The following is a 17,132-nucleotide window of genomic DNA, read 5'->3' on the forward strand; positions in this document are numbered from 1 at the left end:
CGACCTCAGACGCCGCCGAGCACCGGCCAGAGCTGGGGATCCTCGAAGTTCAGGGCCCAGATCGCGGTGTTGCGCACGCCGTGCCGGCGCAGCACCGGCAGGTCCGCGCCGACCCCGGCCGCGTCCTGGTACCAGACGCTGCGGACGGCGCCGCCCTCCTCATAGGTGAAGTGCGGCGTCTGCGAGTCGGGGTCGAGCCGGTAGGGCGCGCCCACCGTGGCCCGCAGCGCCTCCGCCTCCTTCCAGGTGACGTGGCGGGTCCTGCCGCCCGGCACCCAGTCCCAGCCGTAGGCGGGCAGGCCCATTTCCAGTTTGGCGGCGGGGATCAGGGCGGTGGCCCGGGTCAGGATGTCCTCGTACCACTGGGGGCTGGCCAGCGGGCCCGCCGCGCCGCCCTGCCAGTGCAGGTCGTAGCCCATGATGCGGACCCGGTCGGCGGCCCGGCCGATCGCCGCGTAGTCCCAGATCCGCCCGGTGCTCGCGGTCTGCGGGGAAACGGTGAGCACGCACTGCTTGGCGAGCGCGTGCAGCCGGCCGCAGAGTTCGCCGGCGAAGGCCGCGTAGGCGGCGCGCACCGTGAGGTATTCGGCGTCGCCGGTCGGGGCGATGGACTCGTAGTCGATGTCGATGCCGTCGTAAGCGCGGCTGCGCACCAGGGCCAGGAGGGTCTCGACGTGGGTGGCGCGCTGCGCCGGGTCGCCCAGGACCGCCGCCAGCTCGCCCGGCTTCAGCGTCTCCATCACGGTGGGCACGACCTTGATCCCCGCCTGGTGCAGCCCGTCGATGATGCGCGTCTCGCCGCCGCCCGGGTGGGCGTCGATCCGGTCCGCGGCCATCGTCCGGTACCAGAAGGGGCTGACGGTGTGCAGCTGCGCGGCGTGCCGCAGGACGTCGGCGTACGCGCCCTCCTGGTCCCAGTACGGGAGCCAGCCGGAGACGGTGCGCGGCGGGGGAAGCGGCTCCGCGGCCAGGGCGCGGGAGGGCAGGAGCGCGGTCAACAGCGCGGCGGCGGCGCCCAGGACGGCGAGACGCGCGCGGACGCGGCAGCGAGTGATCATGCTCCCGAGCCTGCGGCGCGCACGACCGGCCCGCTCCGCGCGTTGGGCCGTCCAGGCCCTACGGTGTCCGGATGACCGCATATCTCGACGGCCACACCGACCGTCCCGCGCTGCCCGGCCAGAACGGACCGACCGCCACCACCGAGGCCGATCCCCACGAGGTGGGGGCCGTGCGCATGGGCTACGCCCCGGACCGCGACGGCGATCCCGACCCCGGCGAGATCGTCTGGACCTGGGTGCCCTTCGAGGAGAACGACGGACGCGGCAAGGACCGCCCGGTCCTGGTGGTCGCCCGTGAGGCGGCGGGCACGCTGCTGGCGGTGCAGCTGTCCAGCAAGCGGCACGACCACGACCGCGAGTGGGTGGCGATCGGCGTGGGCCCCTGGGACCGGGCGGGCCGCGAGTCCTGGGTGGACCTCGACCGGGTGCTGCGCCTGCACGAACGGGGCATGCGCCGCGAGGCATGCGCCCTCGACCTGCCCCGCTTCACCCTGGTGGCCGAGCGGCTGCGCGAGCGGTACGGCTGGCGCTGACCCCGTCCGCGGCCGGGGACGGGCCGCCGGCCCGTCCTGCGGTGGCAGCCGCCGGGCGCCGGAGCAATGATGGCGGCGGAGGACCGTCGCAATCGGCCGTCGCCACAAAAGGCGCTCTTGTGCCGGGCGGCGACGGGGTCTTAGGTGGGACGGCATGTGTATCCGGCCCCCCGGAAAGGCGGACGTCCGTCCATGACCGCACGTGAGTTGACCGAAGCAGAGGCCGAGGACCTGCTGCGATGCATCTGCTTCAAGACGGGTCCGCCACGCGCCCTCGGCGTGGAGCTGGAATGGCTCGTCCACGATCTGCACGACGCCCGGCTCCCCGTACCGCACGACCGCCTGCGGTCCGCCTACGCGGCCCTGCGTGCCCTGCCGGTGCGCTCGCCGCTCACCGTGGAACCCGGCGGTCAGCTGGAGCTCAGCTCGCTGCCCGCCACCTCCCTGATGGAGTGCGTCTCCACCGTCTCCGCCGATCTGACCATGGTGCGCGCCGCCCTCGCCGAACGCGGCCTCGTGCTCGTCGGGCTCGGGCAGGATTCCCGGCACCCGCCGCGCCGCATGCTGCGTGAGGCGCGGTACGACGCCATGGAGGCCCACTTCGACCGTACGGGCCCCGCGGGCCGGGCCATGATGTGCGCCTCGGCCTCCGTGCAGGTGTGTCTGGACGCCGGGTACGAGGAGCCCGGCCCGCTCGGCTTCGGGCGGCGCTGGCTGATGGCCCACCTGCTGGGCGCCGTCCTGGTCGCCGCCTTCGCCAACTCCCCCGTCCAGCGAGGGGGTTCACTGCGTCACCGGTCGGTCCGGCAGGCCAACTGGAGCGACATCGACCCGGTGTGCGCGCTCGCCCCGCCGCTCGACGCCCCGCCCCGCGCGTCCTGGGCGGGGCACGTCCTGGACGCGCCCGTGATGTGCGTACGCGCCGAGGACGGCCCGTGGTCGGCGCCGGAGGGGTTCACCTTCCGGCGGTGGCTGCGCACCGGTGAGCCCCGGCCGCCCACCCGGGACGACCTCGACTACCACCTGACGACCCTGTTCCCCCCGGTGCGGCCGCGCGGCCATCTGGAACTGCGCATGATCGACGCACAGCCCGGCGACGACGGGTGGACGGTCCCGCTCGCCGTGACCCATGCCCTGTTCGACGATCCGGAGGCGGCCGAGAGCGCGTACCGGGTCGTCAAACCCCTTGCCGAGCGCACGGGTTCGCGGCCCGCGCCGCGCAATCCGCTCTGGGCCGCGGCGGCGCGCGACGGCCTCACCGACCCGGAGCTGCGCGAGGCCGCCACCGCCTGTTTCGCCGTCGCGCTCGCGGCGCTCCCCCGACTCGGCGCCGACCGGGACCTCCAGGACCGGGTGGCCGCCTTCGCCGACCGTTACGTCGTACGGGGCCGCTGCCCGGCCGACGACGCCCCCTCGCCCGCCGCAACGAAGGACATCACCCCATGACCGACCCGGAGCTGCTCAGGGCCCGCGCCCTGACGGCACTCACCGCCGCGCGCGCCCGTACCGGCGTGCTCACCTCCAGCGTCGAGGACCACGAACTGACCGCGCAGCACTCCCCGTTGATGTCCCCGCTCGTCTGGGACCTGGCGCACATCGGCAACCAGGAGGAGCAGTGGCTGCTGCGGGCGGTCGCGGGGCAGGACGCCATCCGGCCCGAGATCGACTCGCTCTACGACGCCTTCGAGCATCCCCGCGCCACCCGACCCACCCTGCCGCTGCTCGCCCCGGCCGAGGCGCGCCGCTACGCGTCCGACGTGCGCGGCCGGGCGCTGGACGTCCTGGAGAGCACCCCGTTGCGCGGCGGTCCGCTGACCGATGCGGCGTTCGCCTTCGGGATGATCGCGCAGCACGAACAGCAGCACGACGAGACGATGCTAATCACCCATCAGCTGCGGACCGGCCCGGCGGCCCTCACCGCGCCCGAGCCGCCGCACGGCACCCGCGAGGGCCTGCCCGCCGAAGTCCTGGTGCCCAGTGGTCCGTTCACCATGGGCACGTCCACCGAACCCTGGGCCCTGGACAACGAACGCCCCGCCCACCACCGCGTGGTGCCCGCCTTCCACCTCGACACCACCCCGGTGACGTGCGGTGACTATCTGGCCTTCATCGAGGACGGCGGCTACCGCGAGGAGCGCTGGTGGGAGCCGGCAGGCTGGGCGATGGTGCGCGAACACGGCCTGGTGGCACCGCTGTTCTGGCGGCAGGAGGGCGGCAGCTGGCTGCGCAGGCGGTTCGGGGTGACCGAGCCGGTGCCGCCGGACGAACCCGTCCTGCACGTCAGCTGGTACGAGGCCGACGCGTACGCCCGCTGGGCCGGGCGGCGGCTGCCGACCGAGGCGGAGTGGGAGAAGGCGGCCCGCCACGACCCCGTCACGGGCCGCTCGCGCCGCTACCCCTGGGGCGACGAGGACCCCACACCGGCCCACGCCAACCTCGGGCAGCGCCATCTGCGTCCGGCGCCGGCGGGCGCCTATCCGCAGGGCCGGTCGGCGCTCGGCGTACACCAGTTGATCGGTGACGTGTGGGAGTGGACGGCCAGCGACTTCCAGCCCTATCCGGGGTTCGTGGCCTTCCCTTACCGCGAGTACTCGGAGGTCTTCTTCGGACCGGAGCACAAAGTGCTGCGCGGCGGCGCGTTCTCCGTGGACGAGGTGGCCTGCCGCGGCACCTTCCGCAACTGGGACCTGCCCGTGCGCCGCCAGATCTTCGCCGGGTTCCGTACGGCGCGGGACGCGGCCTGATGTGCCGGCACCTGGCGTACACCGGGGACCCGCTGTCCCTCGGTGAGGTGCTGGTGCGTCCTGCGCACGGGCTCCACCGGCAGTCGTGGGCGCCGCGGCGCCAGCGCTACGGCACGGTCAACGCCGACGGGTTCGGCGTCGGCTGGTACACGGGCGGCGATCCCGTGCCCGCCCGCTACCGGCGGTCCGGGCCGATCTGGGCCGACCTCAACTTCTCCGACCTGGCCCGGGTGATCCGCACCGGAACGCTGCTGGCCGCGGTCCGTGACGCGACCGAGGCGGGCGCGGACGGCGAGGCGGCGGCAGCGCCGTTCGCCCACGGGCCCTGGCTGTTCAGCCACAACGGCGCCCTGTCGGGATGGCCCGGCAGTGCGGCGGGGCTCGCCGCGACGCTGCCCGCCGAAGCCCTGCTGCGGCTCGCGGCGCGCTGCGACTCGGCCCTGGTGTGGGCGCTGGTGCTGCACCGCCTCGACAACGGCGACGAGGCCGGGCAGGCGGTGGCCGACACCGTCACCGACCTGGCCGTCGCGGCTCCGGGCTCGCGCCTGAACCTGCTGCTCACCGACGGCGCGACGATCACCGCGACCGCCTGGGGCGACACCCTGTGGTACCGGCACGTGCCGGGCCGCTCCGCCGTCGTGGCCTCCGAGCCCTACGACGACGATCCGCTCTGGCGCGAGGTGCCCGACCGCACCCTGCTCACCGCCGACCGTACCGATGTCCTGCTCACCCCCCTCAAGGAGCCCCAGTAGTGCGCCCGTTCCAGCTGACCCGCACCCTGCCCGAGGACGCCACCGGGGCCGCACTGCGCGCCGACGTGCTGCACGGGCTCACCCGGACCCCCAAGTCCCTGCCGCCGAAGTGGTTCTACGACGCGCGCGGCAGCGAGCTGTTCGAGGAGATCACCCGGCTTCCCGACTACTACCCGACCCGCGCCGAGCGCGAGATCCTGCGTGACCGCGCCGCCGGCATAGCCGCCGCGACCGGCGCCCACACCCTGGTCGAGCTGGGCTCGGGCTCCTCCGAGAAGACCCGGCTCCTGCTGGACGCGCTGCCCGCGCCCCTCACCTACATCCCGGTCGACGTGAGCGAGAGCGCGCTGACCGGGGCGGCCGAGGGCCTCCTGGCCGACCACCCGGAGCTGCGGGTGCACGCCCTGATCGCGGACTTCACCCGGGTCCTCGAACTGCCCGAGGCGCCGGGCCCCCGGCTCGTCGCGTTCCTCGGCGGCACCATCGGCAACCTGCTGCCCGCGGAGCGGTCCGAATTCCTCGCCTCGGTACGGAAGTTGATGGCCGCGGGCGACTCGCTGCTCATCGGGACCGACCTGGTGAAGGAGGAGGCCGTCCTGGTCCGCGCCTACGACGATCCGACCGGGGTGACGGCCGCCTTCAACAAGAACGTGCTCAGCGTCATCGACCGCGAACTCGGCGCGGACTTCCACCCCGACGACTTCACCCACGTCGCGCTGTGGAACCGCGAGGAGGAGTGGATCGAGATGCGGTTGCGGGCCCGTCGCGACGTGACCGTCAAGATCCCCGAACTCGACCTCGCGGTCACCTTCACCGAGGGCGAGGACCTGCGCACCGAGATCTCGGCCAAGTTCCGCGAGGAGGGCGTACGGGCCGAGCTGGGCGCGGCCGGCTTCACGCTCTCACGGTGGTGGACCGACGCCGCCGGGCGCTTCGCGCTGTCCCTGGCGACGGCCGGCTGACGAGGACGCGCCCGGACCGGGCGGGCGGGCTCCGCGGCGCGGCCGGCGCCGCGGGGCCCGCGACGCCGGTCTCCGCGGGCTCCCGCGTACGGCACCGGGACGATCAGTGGCCGGGCGCCGCCTGCGGGGCCATGACGGAGACGGCGCGGTACCGGAGCGGGTCCTCGGGCGCGCCGCCGAGCGAGGCGGCCGCCGCGTACGGGCCCCGCCCTGTCTCCGCCCGGGCACACTAAGGCCTGATTCGAACGCTTGCCCGCGTCCGCCCCCGGGCAGCGGACGGGATGTGTTGTTCACGTCGGACGACCTTCCGCCTTCTCCCCCCGAGGACGTGCCACCGATGGCGACCCCGTCTTCTTCCCCGGCCACCCCGCAGCCGCCCCGCGACCGCCCGCCGATGGCCCGCTCGGCCTGGTCGGGCGTGCTGATCGGCGTGGGCATCGCGGCCTTCGTCGATGAGACCGTGTTCCACCAGCTGTTGCACTGGCACCACTTCTACGACCGCTCGACCCCTGCCGTCGGCCTCGTCTCCGACGGCCTCTTCCACGCGTTCGGCTGGTTCGCCGTGGTCATCGGCCTCTTCATGGTCGGCGATCTGCGCCACCGCGCGGCCCTCGCCGGCCGCGCGCTCGCCGGTGGCGTCCTGACCGGAAGCGGGGCGTTCCAGCTGTACGACGGCACCGTGCAGCACAAGCTGATGCGGCTGCACCAGATCCGCTACCACGTGGACCTCACCCCGTACGACCTGACGTGGAACGTCCTCGCCGTGCTGTTCATCGGGGCGGGCGTGGCGCTGCTGCTCCAGGCTCGTCGGCACTGCCTCAACTCGACTACAGCGGCGTGATGTTGACGGTCCATCAGCACAGCGGCGCGGCACCCGGGGCCTGGGCGCTCGCGGCGGCCGGGCTCGCGCTGTCCGGCGCGGTGGCCCACGCCCTCGCCGCGTCCCGGCTGCGGCGCCGCGGGGACCGCTTGCCCCGGGTGCGGGACCTCTGCTTCGGGGCCGGCGCCGCCCTGCTGGTGGCGCTCTGCCTCACCACACCGCCCGGCGGGCCCTTCACCGCCCACATGGCCCAGCACCTGGCCGTGGGCATGGCGGCGCCGCTGCTGCTCGTCCTCGGGCGCCCGATGACGCTCGCCCTGCGGTCGCTGCCCCCGGGCGGGCGGCGCCGTCTGCTCGCCGTGCTGCGCGCGCGGCCGGTACGGGTGGTCACGCATCCCGTGGCCGCGGCGCTGCTCGACGCGGGCGGCCTGTGGCTCCTGTACCGCACCCCGCTGTTCGCGGTCGCACACGAGCGGGCCTGGGTCGGCGTCCTGGTCCACGGGCACGTCTTCGCGGCGGGCCTGCTGTTCTCGGCCGTGCTGTGCGCGCTCGATCCACTGCCGCGCCGCCACGGCCTCGTCCTCAGGTCGGCGGCGCTGATCGGGGCGGGGGCCGCGCACGGCGTCCTCGCGAGGACGCTGTACGCCGCTGCCCCGCCCGGCACCGCGTTCGCCCCGGACGACCTGCGGGCCGCCGCCGAGTTCATGTACTACGGCGGCGACCTGGTGGGCATCGCCCTCGCGGCCGTCATCGGGTTCCAGTGGTACGCGGCCTCCGGCCGGAGCCTCGCGCGCGAGCGGCGGCGCGGGGCGCGCGGCGCCGGGCAGTGGCACGAGGAGCGTGCGGCCGGGGAGCGTGCGACCGGGGAGCCGCCGCCCTCACCCTCGTACGGTCAGTGAGGCGGTGTGGGCGCGGACCTGCTCGGGGCTCAGATAGGCGTCCGTGTACTCGAAGTCCTTCAGGGTGGCGGGCTTCTGCGCCTGGAAGCCGGTGCGGACGAAGTCGTCGCCGGCGACCGCGTTCAGCATCCAGTTGGTCAGCACCCGGGCCTTGGCCACGTTCGTGCGCAGCGCCGACCAGTGGTAGCCGCGGGCCACCGCCTGGGCGGGCAGTCCGCGCAGTTCGATGCCCAGGGGCTTGGAGACCGCGTCGCGCCCGCCGAGGTCCACCACAAGGCCGAGGTCCTTGTGCACGTACGGCCGCATTGGCTCGCCCCGCAGCAAGGACACGATGTTGTCGGCGAGCTTGGGGCCCTGGCGCATCGCGTGCTGTGCGGTCGGCGGGCAGAACGCGCCCTCGCCCTTGGCGAGGTCGGGCACGGCCGCCGCGTCGCCGAGCGCGAACACGCCGTCGAGCCCGGGCACGGTCATCTCGGGGGTGACCAGGAGCCGGCCGCGCTCGGTCTCCGCGTCCAGGGTGCCCACCAGCGGGCTCGCGGCGACACCCGCCGTCCAGATGAGGGTGCGGCAGGGCAGCACACGGCCGTCGGTGAAGGTGACCTTGTCGGCGCCGGCCTCGGCGATGGAGACGCCGAGCGACACCTCGATGCCGCGCTTCTGCAGGATGTCGAGGGCGGCCTTGCCGAGCTTGTCGCCGAGTTCCGGCATGAGCTTGGGCGCGATGTCGATGAGGTGCCACTTGATCTGCCGGGGGTCCAGGCGCGGGTAGCGCTTGACGGCGTGCGTGGTGATCCGCTGGAGGCAGGCCGCGGTCTCGGTGCCCGCGTAGCCGCCGCCGACCACGACGAAGCGCAGCCGGGAGGCGCGCTCCTCCTCGTCGTTGCTGGCGTCTGCGAGATCCAGCTGCGAGATGACGTGGTCGCGGATGTAGGCGGCCTCCGCGAGCGTCTTCATGCCCCGGGCGTGCTCGACGAGGCCGGGGATGTCGAAGGTGCGGGTCACGCTGCCGGGGGCCAGAACGATGTAGTCGTACGGCTGGTCGAGTGTTTCGCCGGTGATCTTGCGGATGACGCAGATCTTCGCCTTGGGGTCCACGCCGATGGCACCGCCGGGAATGATCCGGGTGCGGTGCTTGGCGCTGCGCCGAAGCGACACGGCCACCGACTGGGGGGTGAGGACCCCGGAGGCGACCTGGGGCAGCAGGGGCAGATAGAGCTGGTACGAGAACGGGGTGACCAGGGAGATTTCCGCTTCTCCCGGTTGGAGGCGGCGTTCCAGGCGCCGTACGCATTCGACCCCGGCGAAGCCGGCGCCAACGACGAGAATCCTCGGTCGTGCCACGGTGTGCGTCCTTTCCCTGGGACCTGCGAACGAGGACGAGAACAGGGCCCGTCCATGGCCCGAGTGCCCCTGACCGGCGTTCGTCAACACACCCATAGTGATCAACGGAGCTCCAGCGCACCACCGAACGCGTCCGCCGGTGACGGAAAACGGCGCCGCCCGGCCGGGGGTTCCGGGCGGGCGGCGCCGTCGGTGGTGGCGGGGGCCGACGTCAGGCGACGGTGCCGCTCTTGCTGATGACGACGGTGGCGCGCGGGGCACCGCTGCCGCTGCCGAGACCCTCGATCTGCCGCACGAGGTCCTGGCCCTCGACGACCTCGCCGAAGACGACGTGCTTGCCGTCGAGCCAGGGGGTGACGACGGTGGTCACGAAGAACTGGGAGCCGTTGGTGTTCGGGCCGCGGTTGGCCATCGAGAGCAGGAACGGCCGGTCGTGCTTGAGCGAGAAGTTCTCGTCGTTGAAGGTGGCGCCGAAGATGCTCTTGCCGCCGGTGCCGTTGCCGTGGGTGAAGTCGCCGCCCTGGAGCATGAACTCCGGGATGACGCGGTGGAAGGAGGACCCGGCGTAGCCGTAGCCGTTCTGGCCGGTGGCGAGCTCGCGGAAGTTGCGCGCGGTCTCCGGGACGACGTCGTCGAAGAGCCGGAAGACGATGCGGCCGGCGTCCTTGCCGTCGATGGTGATGTCGAAGTAAACGTTCTGGTTCTGCATGGCCCCATCCTGACATCCGTCGCCGCGCGCCTCGCACCCCGGCTCGCCCCCGTGCCTTCGCGCGCCGCGAAACCGGGCCGCGGGGCCGCGGCCCCGCGGCCGGTTCACGGGAAGAGGAGGCTGGTGATCCGGTCGGACGCGGCCTTCGCGGCCCGCTTCGGATCGGCCCCGTTCAGGACGGCCGTCATGTACGGCTTGATGGGGTTCTCGGCCTCCACGGCGGGCCACTGGGGCGAGTTGGGGGTGGCCCGCCCCTGGGCCGCGCCCCGGGCCATGGCGGCGGTGCCGGGCCGGCCCTCGACGGCGGGCGCCAGGCTCGACTTGTTGGGCACGTAGTTCATCGTGGCGGCGAGGTCGGTCTGCCACTTCTCACCGGCCAGCGCCGCGACGACCTGGACGGCCTGGGCGCGGTGTCGGGTCCTGCGCGGGATGATCAGGTCCGAGCCGCCGGTGAAGACCGCGCCCGGCTTGGCCTCGGTGGGGCCCGGGATCGGGAAGTAGCCGAGTCTGCCGGCGAGTGCCGGGTTGGCCTTCTCGATGGCGGTGGCGGCGCCCGGTACCGCGATCATCTGGGCGACATGGCCCTTGGCGAACACACCGGCCTGCGGCGGAGTCTCCTCGTCGGCGTTCTTCGGCCCGTTGCCGAGCGCCTGGAGCTGCCGGTAGAACTCCATGCCGCGCAGCGCGGCGGGGCTGTCCAGCGTGCCCTTCCAGTCGCCGGTGTCCGGCCGGGCGAGCTCGCCGCCCTCGTCCCAGACGAAGCCGGCGAGGGTGTACCAGTCCTGTCCGGCGAGGTAAATCCCCTGGTTGCCGCCGGAGTTGAGCTTGGCGGTGTCGGCGAGCCACTCGGCCCGGTCCTTGGGGGGCCTGGTGATGCCGGCGGCCCCGAAGAGGTCCTTGTTGTAGATCACGACGCGGTTCGCGGCGTACCAGGGGATGCCGTACTGCATGCCGTCCACGTTGCCGGGCTGGGCCAGGCCGGGCAGCCAGGCGTCGCTGCCCCAGTCGCGGATCGACTCCAGGGTCATGTCGAGCAGCCCGCCGCTCGCCGCGTACTGGGGCACCTGGGTGTTGCCGACCTCGATGACGTCCGGGGCGGTGCCGCCGGCCAGGGCGCTGTCGATCTTCGCGCCGATGCCGGTCCAGTCCTGGATCCGGACATCGAGTGCGACGTTCTCGTGCTCCTTCTCGAAGTCGTGCTTGAAGCGCTGCACGAAGTCGTCGGAGGCACTGTTGCGCATCAGCCAGACGGTCACCTCGGTCGTGTCGTCACCGAATCCGGGGAGTGTGCCGCAGGCACCGGCGGCACACAGGGACACCAGGGCCGCGAAGCGGGCGAGAGCGCGTTGGATCCTCACGAAAGGTCACTTTCTGCGTGTGGGCAAGCAGTCATGACCCGATGTGGGGGCAAGCGTGATGGCTTGTTCGGGCGTGGCTCGTGAGTTTGGTATGGACCATTCGGGGGGTCAAGGCCTGGCGGGACCGAACTTTTCCGGCCACCGGAACACGGCCGTGCCCGGGGTCCGGCCCGGCCGCTGTCTCGCGGACCACGGCCGGGTGGGGCACGGTGGAGGTACGCGACGAGAGGAGAGCACCTCCATGTCCCATCACACGTACCGCGTCAGCGAGATCGTCGGCACCTCCCACGAAGGCGTGGATCAGGCCATCCGCAACGGCGTGGCCCGCGCGGCGCAGACCCTGCACAACCTGGACTGGTTCGAGGTCACCCAGGTGCGCGGGCACATCGAGAACGGCGTCATCGAGCACTATCAGGTCGGGCTCAAGGTCGGTTTCCGCCTGGACGACGACACCGAGGTCTGACGCGGGCCCGGCACCGGTCGGGCGGGGGACGCGTCAGGCACCGGTCGGGCGGAGGACGCGTCGGGCGTGGCCCTCGCGCTCGCGGCCGGGGCTGCGGGCCCCGGGAATCACGGCGCGCCGCGGGCGTTGAAGAGGGTGTGAGCCCAGTGATCGCGACGACCCCCTTCTCCGTACTCGACCGCTCGCGCGTGCGCGCCGGGCACGACGGACCGCAGGCGCTGCGGGACACGGTCGCGCTGGCCGTCGAGGCCGAGCGGCTCGGCTACCACCGGTTCTGGGTCGCCGAGCACCACTCGGTGCCCGGCGTCGCGGGATCGGCCCCCGCCGTGCTGGCCGCGGCCGTCGCCTCGGCCACCCGCACGATCCGGGTGGGCACCGGCGGTGTGATGCTGCCCAACCACCAACCGCTGGTCGTGGCCGAGCAGTTCGGGGTGCTCGAAGCCCTCTTCCCCGGCCGGATCGACATGGGGCTCGGCCGCTCCGTGGGCTTCACCGACGGCATCCGCAGGGCGCTCGGCCGGGGCAGGCAGGACGCCGACGACTTCGCCGGACAGCTGGCCGAGCTGCTCGGCTACTTCGACGGCAGCCAGCGCGTCCACCCCCAGGTCCACGCCCGCCCCGCCGAGGGGCTTACGGTGCCGGCGTTCGTCCTGGCCACCGGGCGGGGCGCCGCCGTCGCCGCCGAGGCGGGGCTGCCCCTGGTCATCGCCGACGTGCGCGGCGAGGACGCGATGCTGCGGGCCATCGACGACTACCGCGCGGCCTTCCGTCCCTCCGCGCAGGCCGAGCGCCCCTACATCGTCGTGTCCGGCACGGTCGCCGTGGCGGGGACCACCGAGGAGGCCCGCCGGATCCTGCTGCCGGAGGCGTGGTCGACCGCGTACGCGCGCACCCACGGCGCCTTCCCCGCACTGATCCCGCCCGACGAGGTGCTGTCCCGGGCGATGACCGACCGCGAGCGGGGTCTGTACGAGGAGGCGCTGCGCGGGCCGGTGTACGGGACCGAGGAGGAGGTGACGGACGCCCTGGAGAAGGTCATCGGGCGCAGCGGCGCCGACGAGTTCCTCGTCACGACGAGCACCTACGACCGTGCCGCGCTGCTCGACTCCTACCGCCGGCTCGCCCGTATCACCGGTTCGGTGCCGGGCGACCGGGCCTGAAGATCTCCGACCGGCGCCCGGCCGTAGGCTTTGGGTATGCAAAGCCCCTCTGATCCGTACGTCCGTGTCCGTGGTGCGCGGGAGCACAATCTGCGCGCGGTGGACGTCGACATTCCGCGGGACTGTCTCGCCGTGTTCACCGGCGTCTCCGGGTCGGGGAAGTCCTCGCTGGCGTTCGGCACGATCTACGCCGAGGCGCAGCGCCGCTACTTCGAGTCGGTCGCGCCGTACGCGCGCCGTCTGATCCACCAGGTGGGGGCGCCCGCCGTCGGCGAGATCTCGGGGCTGCCGCCCGCCGTCTCGCTTGAGCAGCGCCGCTCGGCGCCGACCTCGCGTTCCTCGGTCGGCACGGTGACCACCCTGTCCAACTCGCTGCGCATGCTGTTCTCGCGGGCCGGCGACTATCCGGCGGGGGCGGCGCGCCTCGACTCGGACGCCTTCTCGCCGAACACGGCGGTCGGGGCCTGTCCCGAGTGCCAGGGCCTCGGCCGGGTCCACCGCACCACCGAGGAACTGCTCGTCCCCGATCCGTCGCTGTCGATCCGCGAGGGCGCCATCGCCGCCTGGCCGGGCGCCTGGCAGGGCAAGAACCTGCGCGACGTGCTCGACGCGCTCGGGTACGACGTGGACCGCCCCTGGCGCGAGCTCGCCCAGGAGGACCGGGACTGGATCCTGTTCACCGACGAGCGGCCGGTGGTGACGGTGCACCCGGTGCGTGACGCCGACCGCATCCAACGCCCGTACCAGGGAACGTACTTCAGTGCCCGGCACCATGTGCTGAAGACGTTCGCGGAGAGCAGGAGCCAGACCCTGCGGGCGAAGGCCGAACGGTTCTTGACCGCGGCGGACTGCCCGGTGTGCGAAGGGCGCCGGCTGCGCCCCGAAGCACTCGCGGTGACGTTCGCGGGCCGCACGATCGACGACCTCGTCTCCGTTCCGCTCACCACACTGGCCGATGTGCTGTCGTCGGCGGGCGACGGGGCGACCGCGGGCGTCCTCACCGGTGATCTGCTCGCGCGCATCGCACCGGTCGTGGAGCTGGGCCTCGGCTATCTGAGCCTGGACCGGACCGCGCCCTCCCTTTCGGCGGGTGAACTCCAGCGCCTGCGGCTCGCCACCCAGCTGCGCTCGGGGCTGTTCGGCGTGGTGTACGTGCTGGACGAGCCGTCGGCCGGTCTGCACCCGGCCGACACGGAGGCGCTGCTCACGGTCCTCGACCGGCTGAAGGCGGCCGGCAACTCGGTGTTCGTCGTCGAGCACCACCTCGATGTGGTGCGGCACGCGGACTGGCTGGTGGACGTGGGGCCGCTGGCCGGGGAGCACGGGGGCCGGGTGCTGCACAGCGGGCCGCCGCAGGCGCTCGCGGAGGTCGCGGAGTCGGCCACCCGGCGCTTCCTGTTCGACCGCTCCCCCGTTGCGCCCCGCACCGTCCGCGAACCCTCCGGCCGGCTGGAGCTGACCGGGGTGTCCCGGCACAATCTGCGCGGCGTGGACGCGTCGTTCCCGCTGGGCGTGTTCACGGCGGTGACGGGCGTCTCGGGCTCCGGCAAGTCCACGCTGGTGGACGCGCTGACCGATGAACTCCCGGGCGTGGGACGCCTGGTGAGGGTGGATCAGAAGCCGATCGGCCGTACTCCGCGCTCCAACCTCGCCACGTACACGGGTCTCTTCGACGTCGTGCGCAAGCTGTTCACCGAGACCGGGGAGGCGAAGGCGCGCGGTTACCGGGCGGGCCGCTTCTCCTTCAACGTGCCGGGCGGGCGGTGCGAGACCTGCCAGGGCGAGGGCTTCGTGTCGGTGGAGCTGCTCTTCCTGCCCAGCACCTACGCGCCCTGCCCGGACTGTCACGGTGCGCGCTACAACCCCGAGACGCTCGAAGTGACCCACCGGGGCCGCACCATCGCCGAGGTGCTGGACCTCACAGTGGAGGCGGCGGCCGGCTTCTTCGCGGACACCCCCGCCGCCGCGCGCAGCCTGGGCGCCCTCCTCGACGTGGGCCTCGGCTACCTCCGGCTGGGCCAGCCAGCCACGGAACTCTCCGGCGGCGAGGCCCAACGCATCAAGCTGGCCACGGAGTTGCAGCGCAGGCGCCGCGAGCACACGCTGTACGTCCTGGACGAGCCGACGACCGGGCTGCACCCGGCCGACACCGAGATCCTGCTGCGCCAGCTGCACGGCCTGGTCGACGCGGGCCACACGGTGGTCGTGGTCGAGCACGACATGCGCGTGGTCGCCGGCGCCGACTGGGTGCTGGACCTCGGTCCGGGGGGCGGCGACGAGGGCGGCCGGGTGGTGGCCGCGGGCACTCCGTCCACGATCGCGGCGTCGGGGGCGGGCCGGACGGCGCCCTATCTCGCGAAGGTTCTGGCGGGAGCGTAGGTACCGACTCCCTTGCTCCGCAGGTCAGTTGACCCCTCTGGCAAAGCGCGCGGAATGAATTGGCCTAGACCCTTGACCGGTCGTTGGTCCAGACCAATCATGAGGCGTCCGCACCCTTCTCTCACCCCGTCGGAGAGCCCCGATGAGACGCCCGAGATCCGTTCGCGCCCTGCTCGCCACGCTCAGCACCGTCGCCGCGTCCGCCGGCCTGGTCATCGGGGCCGGAGGCGCGGCGCACGCCGCGACCCCGCTGCCCGCCCACGTCTTCGCGCCCTACTTCGAGGCGTACTCCTCCGAGAGCCCCGCCGACCTGGCGCAGAAGTCGGGCGCCAAGTACCTGACGATGGCGTTCGTGCAGACCGAGGCGAAGGGGTCCTGCACGCCGTACTGGAACGGCTCGACCCAACAGCCCATCTCCACCTCCGTGTTCGGCGCGGACATCTCCACCATCCGCTCGCGCGGCGGTGACGTCATCCCGTCCTTCGGCGGGTACGCGGCCGACAACGGCGGCACCGAGATCGCCGACAGCTGCACCAGTGTGGACTCGATCGCGGCCGCGTACGAGAAGGTGATCACCACCTACGACCTCTCGCGCCTGGACATGGACATCGAGGACAACTCGCTGACCAACAGGGCGGGCATCGACCGGCGCAACCAGGCCATCAAGAAGGTGCAGGACTGGGCGGCGGCCAACGGGCGTTCGGTGCAGATCTCCTACACCCTGCCCACCACCACGAGCGGACTCGCCGACAGCGGGCTCGCGGTGCTCAACAGCGCGGTGAAGTACGGCGCGAAGGTCGATGTCGTCAACCTCATGACCTTCGACTACTACGACGGCGCCACGCACAACATGGCGAACGACACCCAGACCGCGGCCTCCGGGCTCCACGACCAGCTGGCCGCGCTCTACCCGGGCAAGTCGTCCGCCCAGCTGTGGGGCATGGTCGGCGTCACCGAGATGCCGGGCATCGACGACTACGGGCCGGCCGAGACGTTCACCACGGCGGACGCCACCGCCGTCTACAACTGGGCCGTCTCCAAGGGCATCAACACCCTCTCCTTCTGGGCCCTGCAGCGCGACAACGGCGGCTGCCCGGGCACCGGCGGCTCGGACAGCTGCTCCGGCATCGCCCAGGACACCTGGTACTTCAGCCACACCTTCGAGCCGTTCACCGGCGGCGGGGGCCCCGTCCAGGACGACTTCTCGGTGGGCGTCACGCCCGGTTCCGCCTCGGTCGCCCCCGGCGGCTCCACCACCGCCACGGTGAGCACGGCCGTCACCTCCGGCAACGCCAAGTCCCTCGCCCTGACCGCCACCGGCGCCCCCGCGGGCGTCACGGCGACGCTCAGCCCGAGCTCGGTCACGGCGGGCGGCTCGGCCCAGCTCACCCTCGCCGCCTCGGCGTCGGCGGCGCCCGGAACGTACCCGATCACCCTCACCGGCACCGCCGGCACCCTGGCCCACTCGGCCACCTTCACGCTCACCGTCTCGGGCCCCGGCGGCAACACCGGCGCGCTCGTCAACGGCGGCTTCGAGAGCGGCTCGCTCACTCCGTGGACCTGTGACAGCGGCGCGGGGGTGGTCTCCAGCCCGGTGCACGGCGGCTCGTACGCCCTGAAGACCGCGCCCACCTCCGCACAGACCGGCGAGTGCGCGCAGACGCTCACCCTCTCCCCCAACACCAAGTACACGCTGAGCGGTTGGGTGCAGGGCGGCTACGCCTACCTCGGGGTGCGCGGCGGCGCGACCGGCAGCACCTGGACCAGCTCCAGCGGCTGGACCAAGCTGAGCGTGCCGTTCACCACCGGCGCCTCGGGCACCGTCACCGTCTATCTGCACGGCTGGTACGGGCAGGGCGCGGTGTACGGGGACGACCTCTCCGTCGCCTAGGCCAACCGCCCCCGCCAGGGGGCGAGTTCAGCGGGCGGGCGCGCCCCCGGGATCCCCGGGGGC

15 protein-coding genes are annotated in these 17,132 nt (G+C 73.1%); 11 read left to right on the plus strand and 4 right to left on the minus strand.

Annotation, left to right across the window (positions count from 1 at the left end; genetic code table 11):
- Positions 1 to 5: 5 nt before the first annotated feature.
- Positions 6 to 1,058 carry a glycosyl hydrolase family 18 protein gene (locus tag ACGF3I_RS06635; RefSeq protein WP_393129490.1) on the minus strand — a complete coding sequence of 351 codons (1,053 nt, stop codon included), beginning with the start codon at positions 1,056 to 1,058 and terminating at the stop codon, positions 6 to 8.
- A gap of 71 nt (positions 1,059 to 1,129) precedes the next feature.
- On the opposite strand from ACGF3I_RS06635, the gene ACGF3I_RS06640 reads away from it, so the two are divergent.
- The 7 genes from ACGF3I_RS06640 to ACGF3I_RS06670 all read left to right on the plus strand — a co-directional run bounded on the left by ACGF3I_RS06640 (position 1,130) and on the right by ACGF3I_RS06670 (position 7,768).
- On the plus strand, positions 1,130 to 1,591 hold the full coding sequence (locus tag ACGF3I_RS06640; RefSeq protein WP_393129491.1) for a type II toxin-antitoxin system PemK/MazF family toxin: 462 nt from the start codon (positions 1,130 to 1,132) through the stop codon (positions 1,589 to 1,591).
- Between the two features lie 192 nt (positions 1,592 to 1,783).
- On the plus strand, positions 1,784 to 3,037 hold the full coding sequence (gene egtA / locus ACGF3I_RS06645) for an ergothioneine biosynthesis glutamate--cysteine ligase EgtA (protein ID WP_393129492.1): 1,254 nt from the start codon (positions 1,784 to 1,786) through the stop codon (positions 3,035 to 3,037).
- Positions 3,034 to 4,335 (plus strand): ergothioneine biosynthesis protein EgtB, encoded by a 1,302-nt coding sequence (gene egtB / locus ACGF3I_RS06650; RefSeq protein ID WP_393129493.1) that lies wholly within the window; start codon positions 3,034 to 3,036, stop codon positions 4,333 to 4,335. The genes egtA and egtB overlap by 4 nt, the downstream gene beginning before the upstream one ends.
- The gene (gene egtC / locus ACGF3I_RS06655) at positions 4,335 to 5,087 is read left to right on the plus strand and encodes an ergothioneine biosynthesis protein EgtC (protein ID WP_393129494.1); all 753 of its coding nucleotides are present in this window, start codon (positions 4,335 to 4,337) and stop codon (positions 5,085 to 5,087) included. Before egtB ends, egtC begins: the two co-directional genes overlap by 1 nt.
- On the plus strand, positions 5,087 to 6,049 hold the full coding sequence (egtD, locus tag ACGF3I_RS06660; protein WP_393129495.1) for an L-histidine N(alpha)-methyltransferase: 963 nt from the start codon (positions 5,087 to 5,089) through the stop codon (positions 6,047 to 6,049). The genes egtC and egtD overlap by 1 nt, the downstream gene beginning before the upstream one ends.
- A 337-nt stretch (positions 6,050 to 6,386) precedes the next feature.
- Positions 6,387 to 6,890 carry a DUF2243 domain-containing protein gene (locus tag ACGF3I_RS06665; RefSeq protein WP_393129496.1) on the plus strand — a complete coding sequence of 168 codons (504 nt, stop codon included), beginning with the start codon at positions 6,387 to 6,389 and terminating at the stop codon, positions 6,888 to 6,890.
- The gene (locus tag ACGF3I_RS06670; RefSeq protein ID WP_393129497.1) at positions 6,890 to 7,768 is read left to right on the plus strand and encodes a cytochrome c oxidase assembly protein; all 879 of its coding nucleotides are present in this window, start codon (positions 6,890 to 6,892) and stop codon (positions 7,766 to 7,768) included. Before ACGF3I_RS06665 ends, ACGF3I_RS06670 begins: the two co-directional genes overlap by 1 nt.
- Here ACGF3I_RS06670 and ACGF3I_RS06675 read toward each other — a convergent pair.
- The 3 genes from ACGF3I_RS06675 to ACGF3I_RS06685 form a co-directional block, all read right to left on the minus strand.
- A complete protein-coding gene (locus ACGF3I_RS06675; protein WP_393129498.1) occupies positions 7,748 to 9,109 on the minus strand; it encodes an NAD(P)/FAD-dependent oxidoreductase in 1,362 nt (453 codons plus the stop codon). The genes ACGF3I_RS06670 and ACGF3I_RS06675 overlap by 21 nt on opposite strands.
- 211 nt (positions 9,110 to 9,320) lie before the next feature.
- The gene (locus tag ACGF3I_RS06680) at positions 9,321 to 9,818 is read right to left on the minus strand and encodes a peptidylprolyl isomerase (protein WP_393129499.1); all 498 of its coding nucleotides are present in this window, start codon (positions 9,816 to 9,818) and stop codon (positions 9,321 to 9,323) included.
- A 104-nt stretch (positions 9,819 to 9,922) separates the two neighbouring features.
- Positions 9,923 to 11,170 (minus strand): extracellular solute-binding protein, encoded by a 1,248-nt coding sequence (locus ACGF3I_RS06685; RefSeq protein ID WP_393129721.1) that lies wholly within the window; start codon positions 11,168 to 11,170, stop codon positions 9,923 to 9,925.
- 247 nt (positions 11,171 to 11,417) lie between these two features.
- Here ACGF3I_RS06685 and ACGF3I_RS06690 point away from each other — a divergent pair, with 247 nt between their 5' ends.
- The 4 genes from ACGF3I_RS06690 to ACGF3I_RS06705 all read left to right on the plus strand — a co-directional run bounded on the left by ACGF3I_RS06690 (position 11,418) and on the right by ACGF3I_RS06705 (position 17,069).
- A complete protein-coding gene (locus ACGF3I_RS06690; RefSeq protein WP_393129500.1) occupies positions 11,418 to 11,639 on the plus strand; it encodes a dodecin in 222 nt (73 codons plus the stop codon).
- Between the two features lie 137 nt (positions 11,640 to 11,776).
- A complete protein-coding gene (locus ACGF3I_RS06695) occupies positions 11,777 to 12,799 on the plus strand; it encodes an LLM class flavin-dependent oxidoreductase (RefSeq protein ID WP_393129501.1) in 1,023 nt (340 codons plus the stop codon).
- Between the two features lie 36 nt (positions 12,800 to 12,835).
- Positions 12,836 to 15,178 carry an ATP-binding cassette domain-containing protein gene (locus ACGF3I_RS06700; RefSeq protein WP_393129502.1) on the plus strand — a complete coding sequence of 781 codons (2,343 nt, stop codon included), beginning with the start codon at positions 12,836 to 12,838 and terminating at the stop codon, positions 15,176 to 15,178.
- Positions 15,179 to 15,320: 142 nt separating this feature from the next.
- On the plus strand, positions 15,321 to 17,069 hold the full coding sequence (locus ACGF3I_RS06705; RefSeq protein ID WP_393129503.1) for a carbohydrate binding domain-containing protein: 1,749 nt from the start codon (positions 15,321 to 15,323) through the stop codon (positions 17,067 to 17,069).
- The last annotated feature ends 63 nt before the right edge of the window (positions 17,070 to 17,132 follow it).

The organism is Streptomyces sp. NPDC048111, from assembly GCF_043202815.1.
GTDB lineage: Bacteria > Actinomycetota > Actinomycetes > Streptomycetales > Streptomycetaceae > Streptomyces.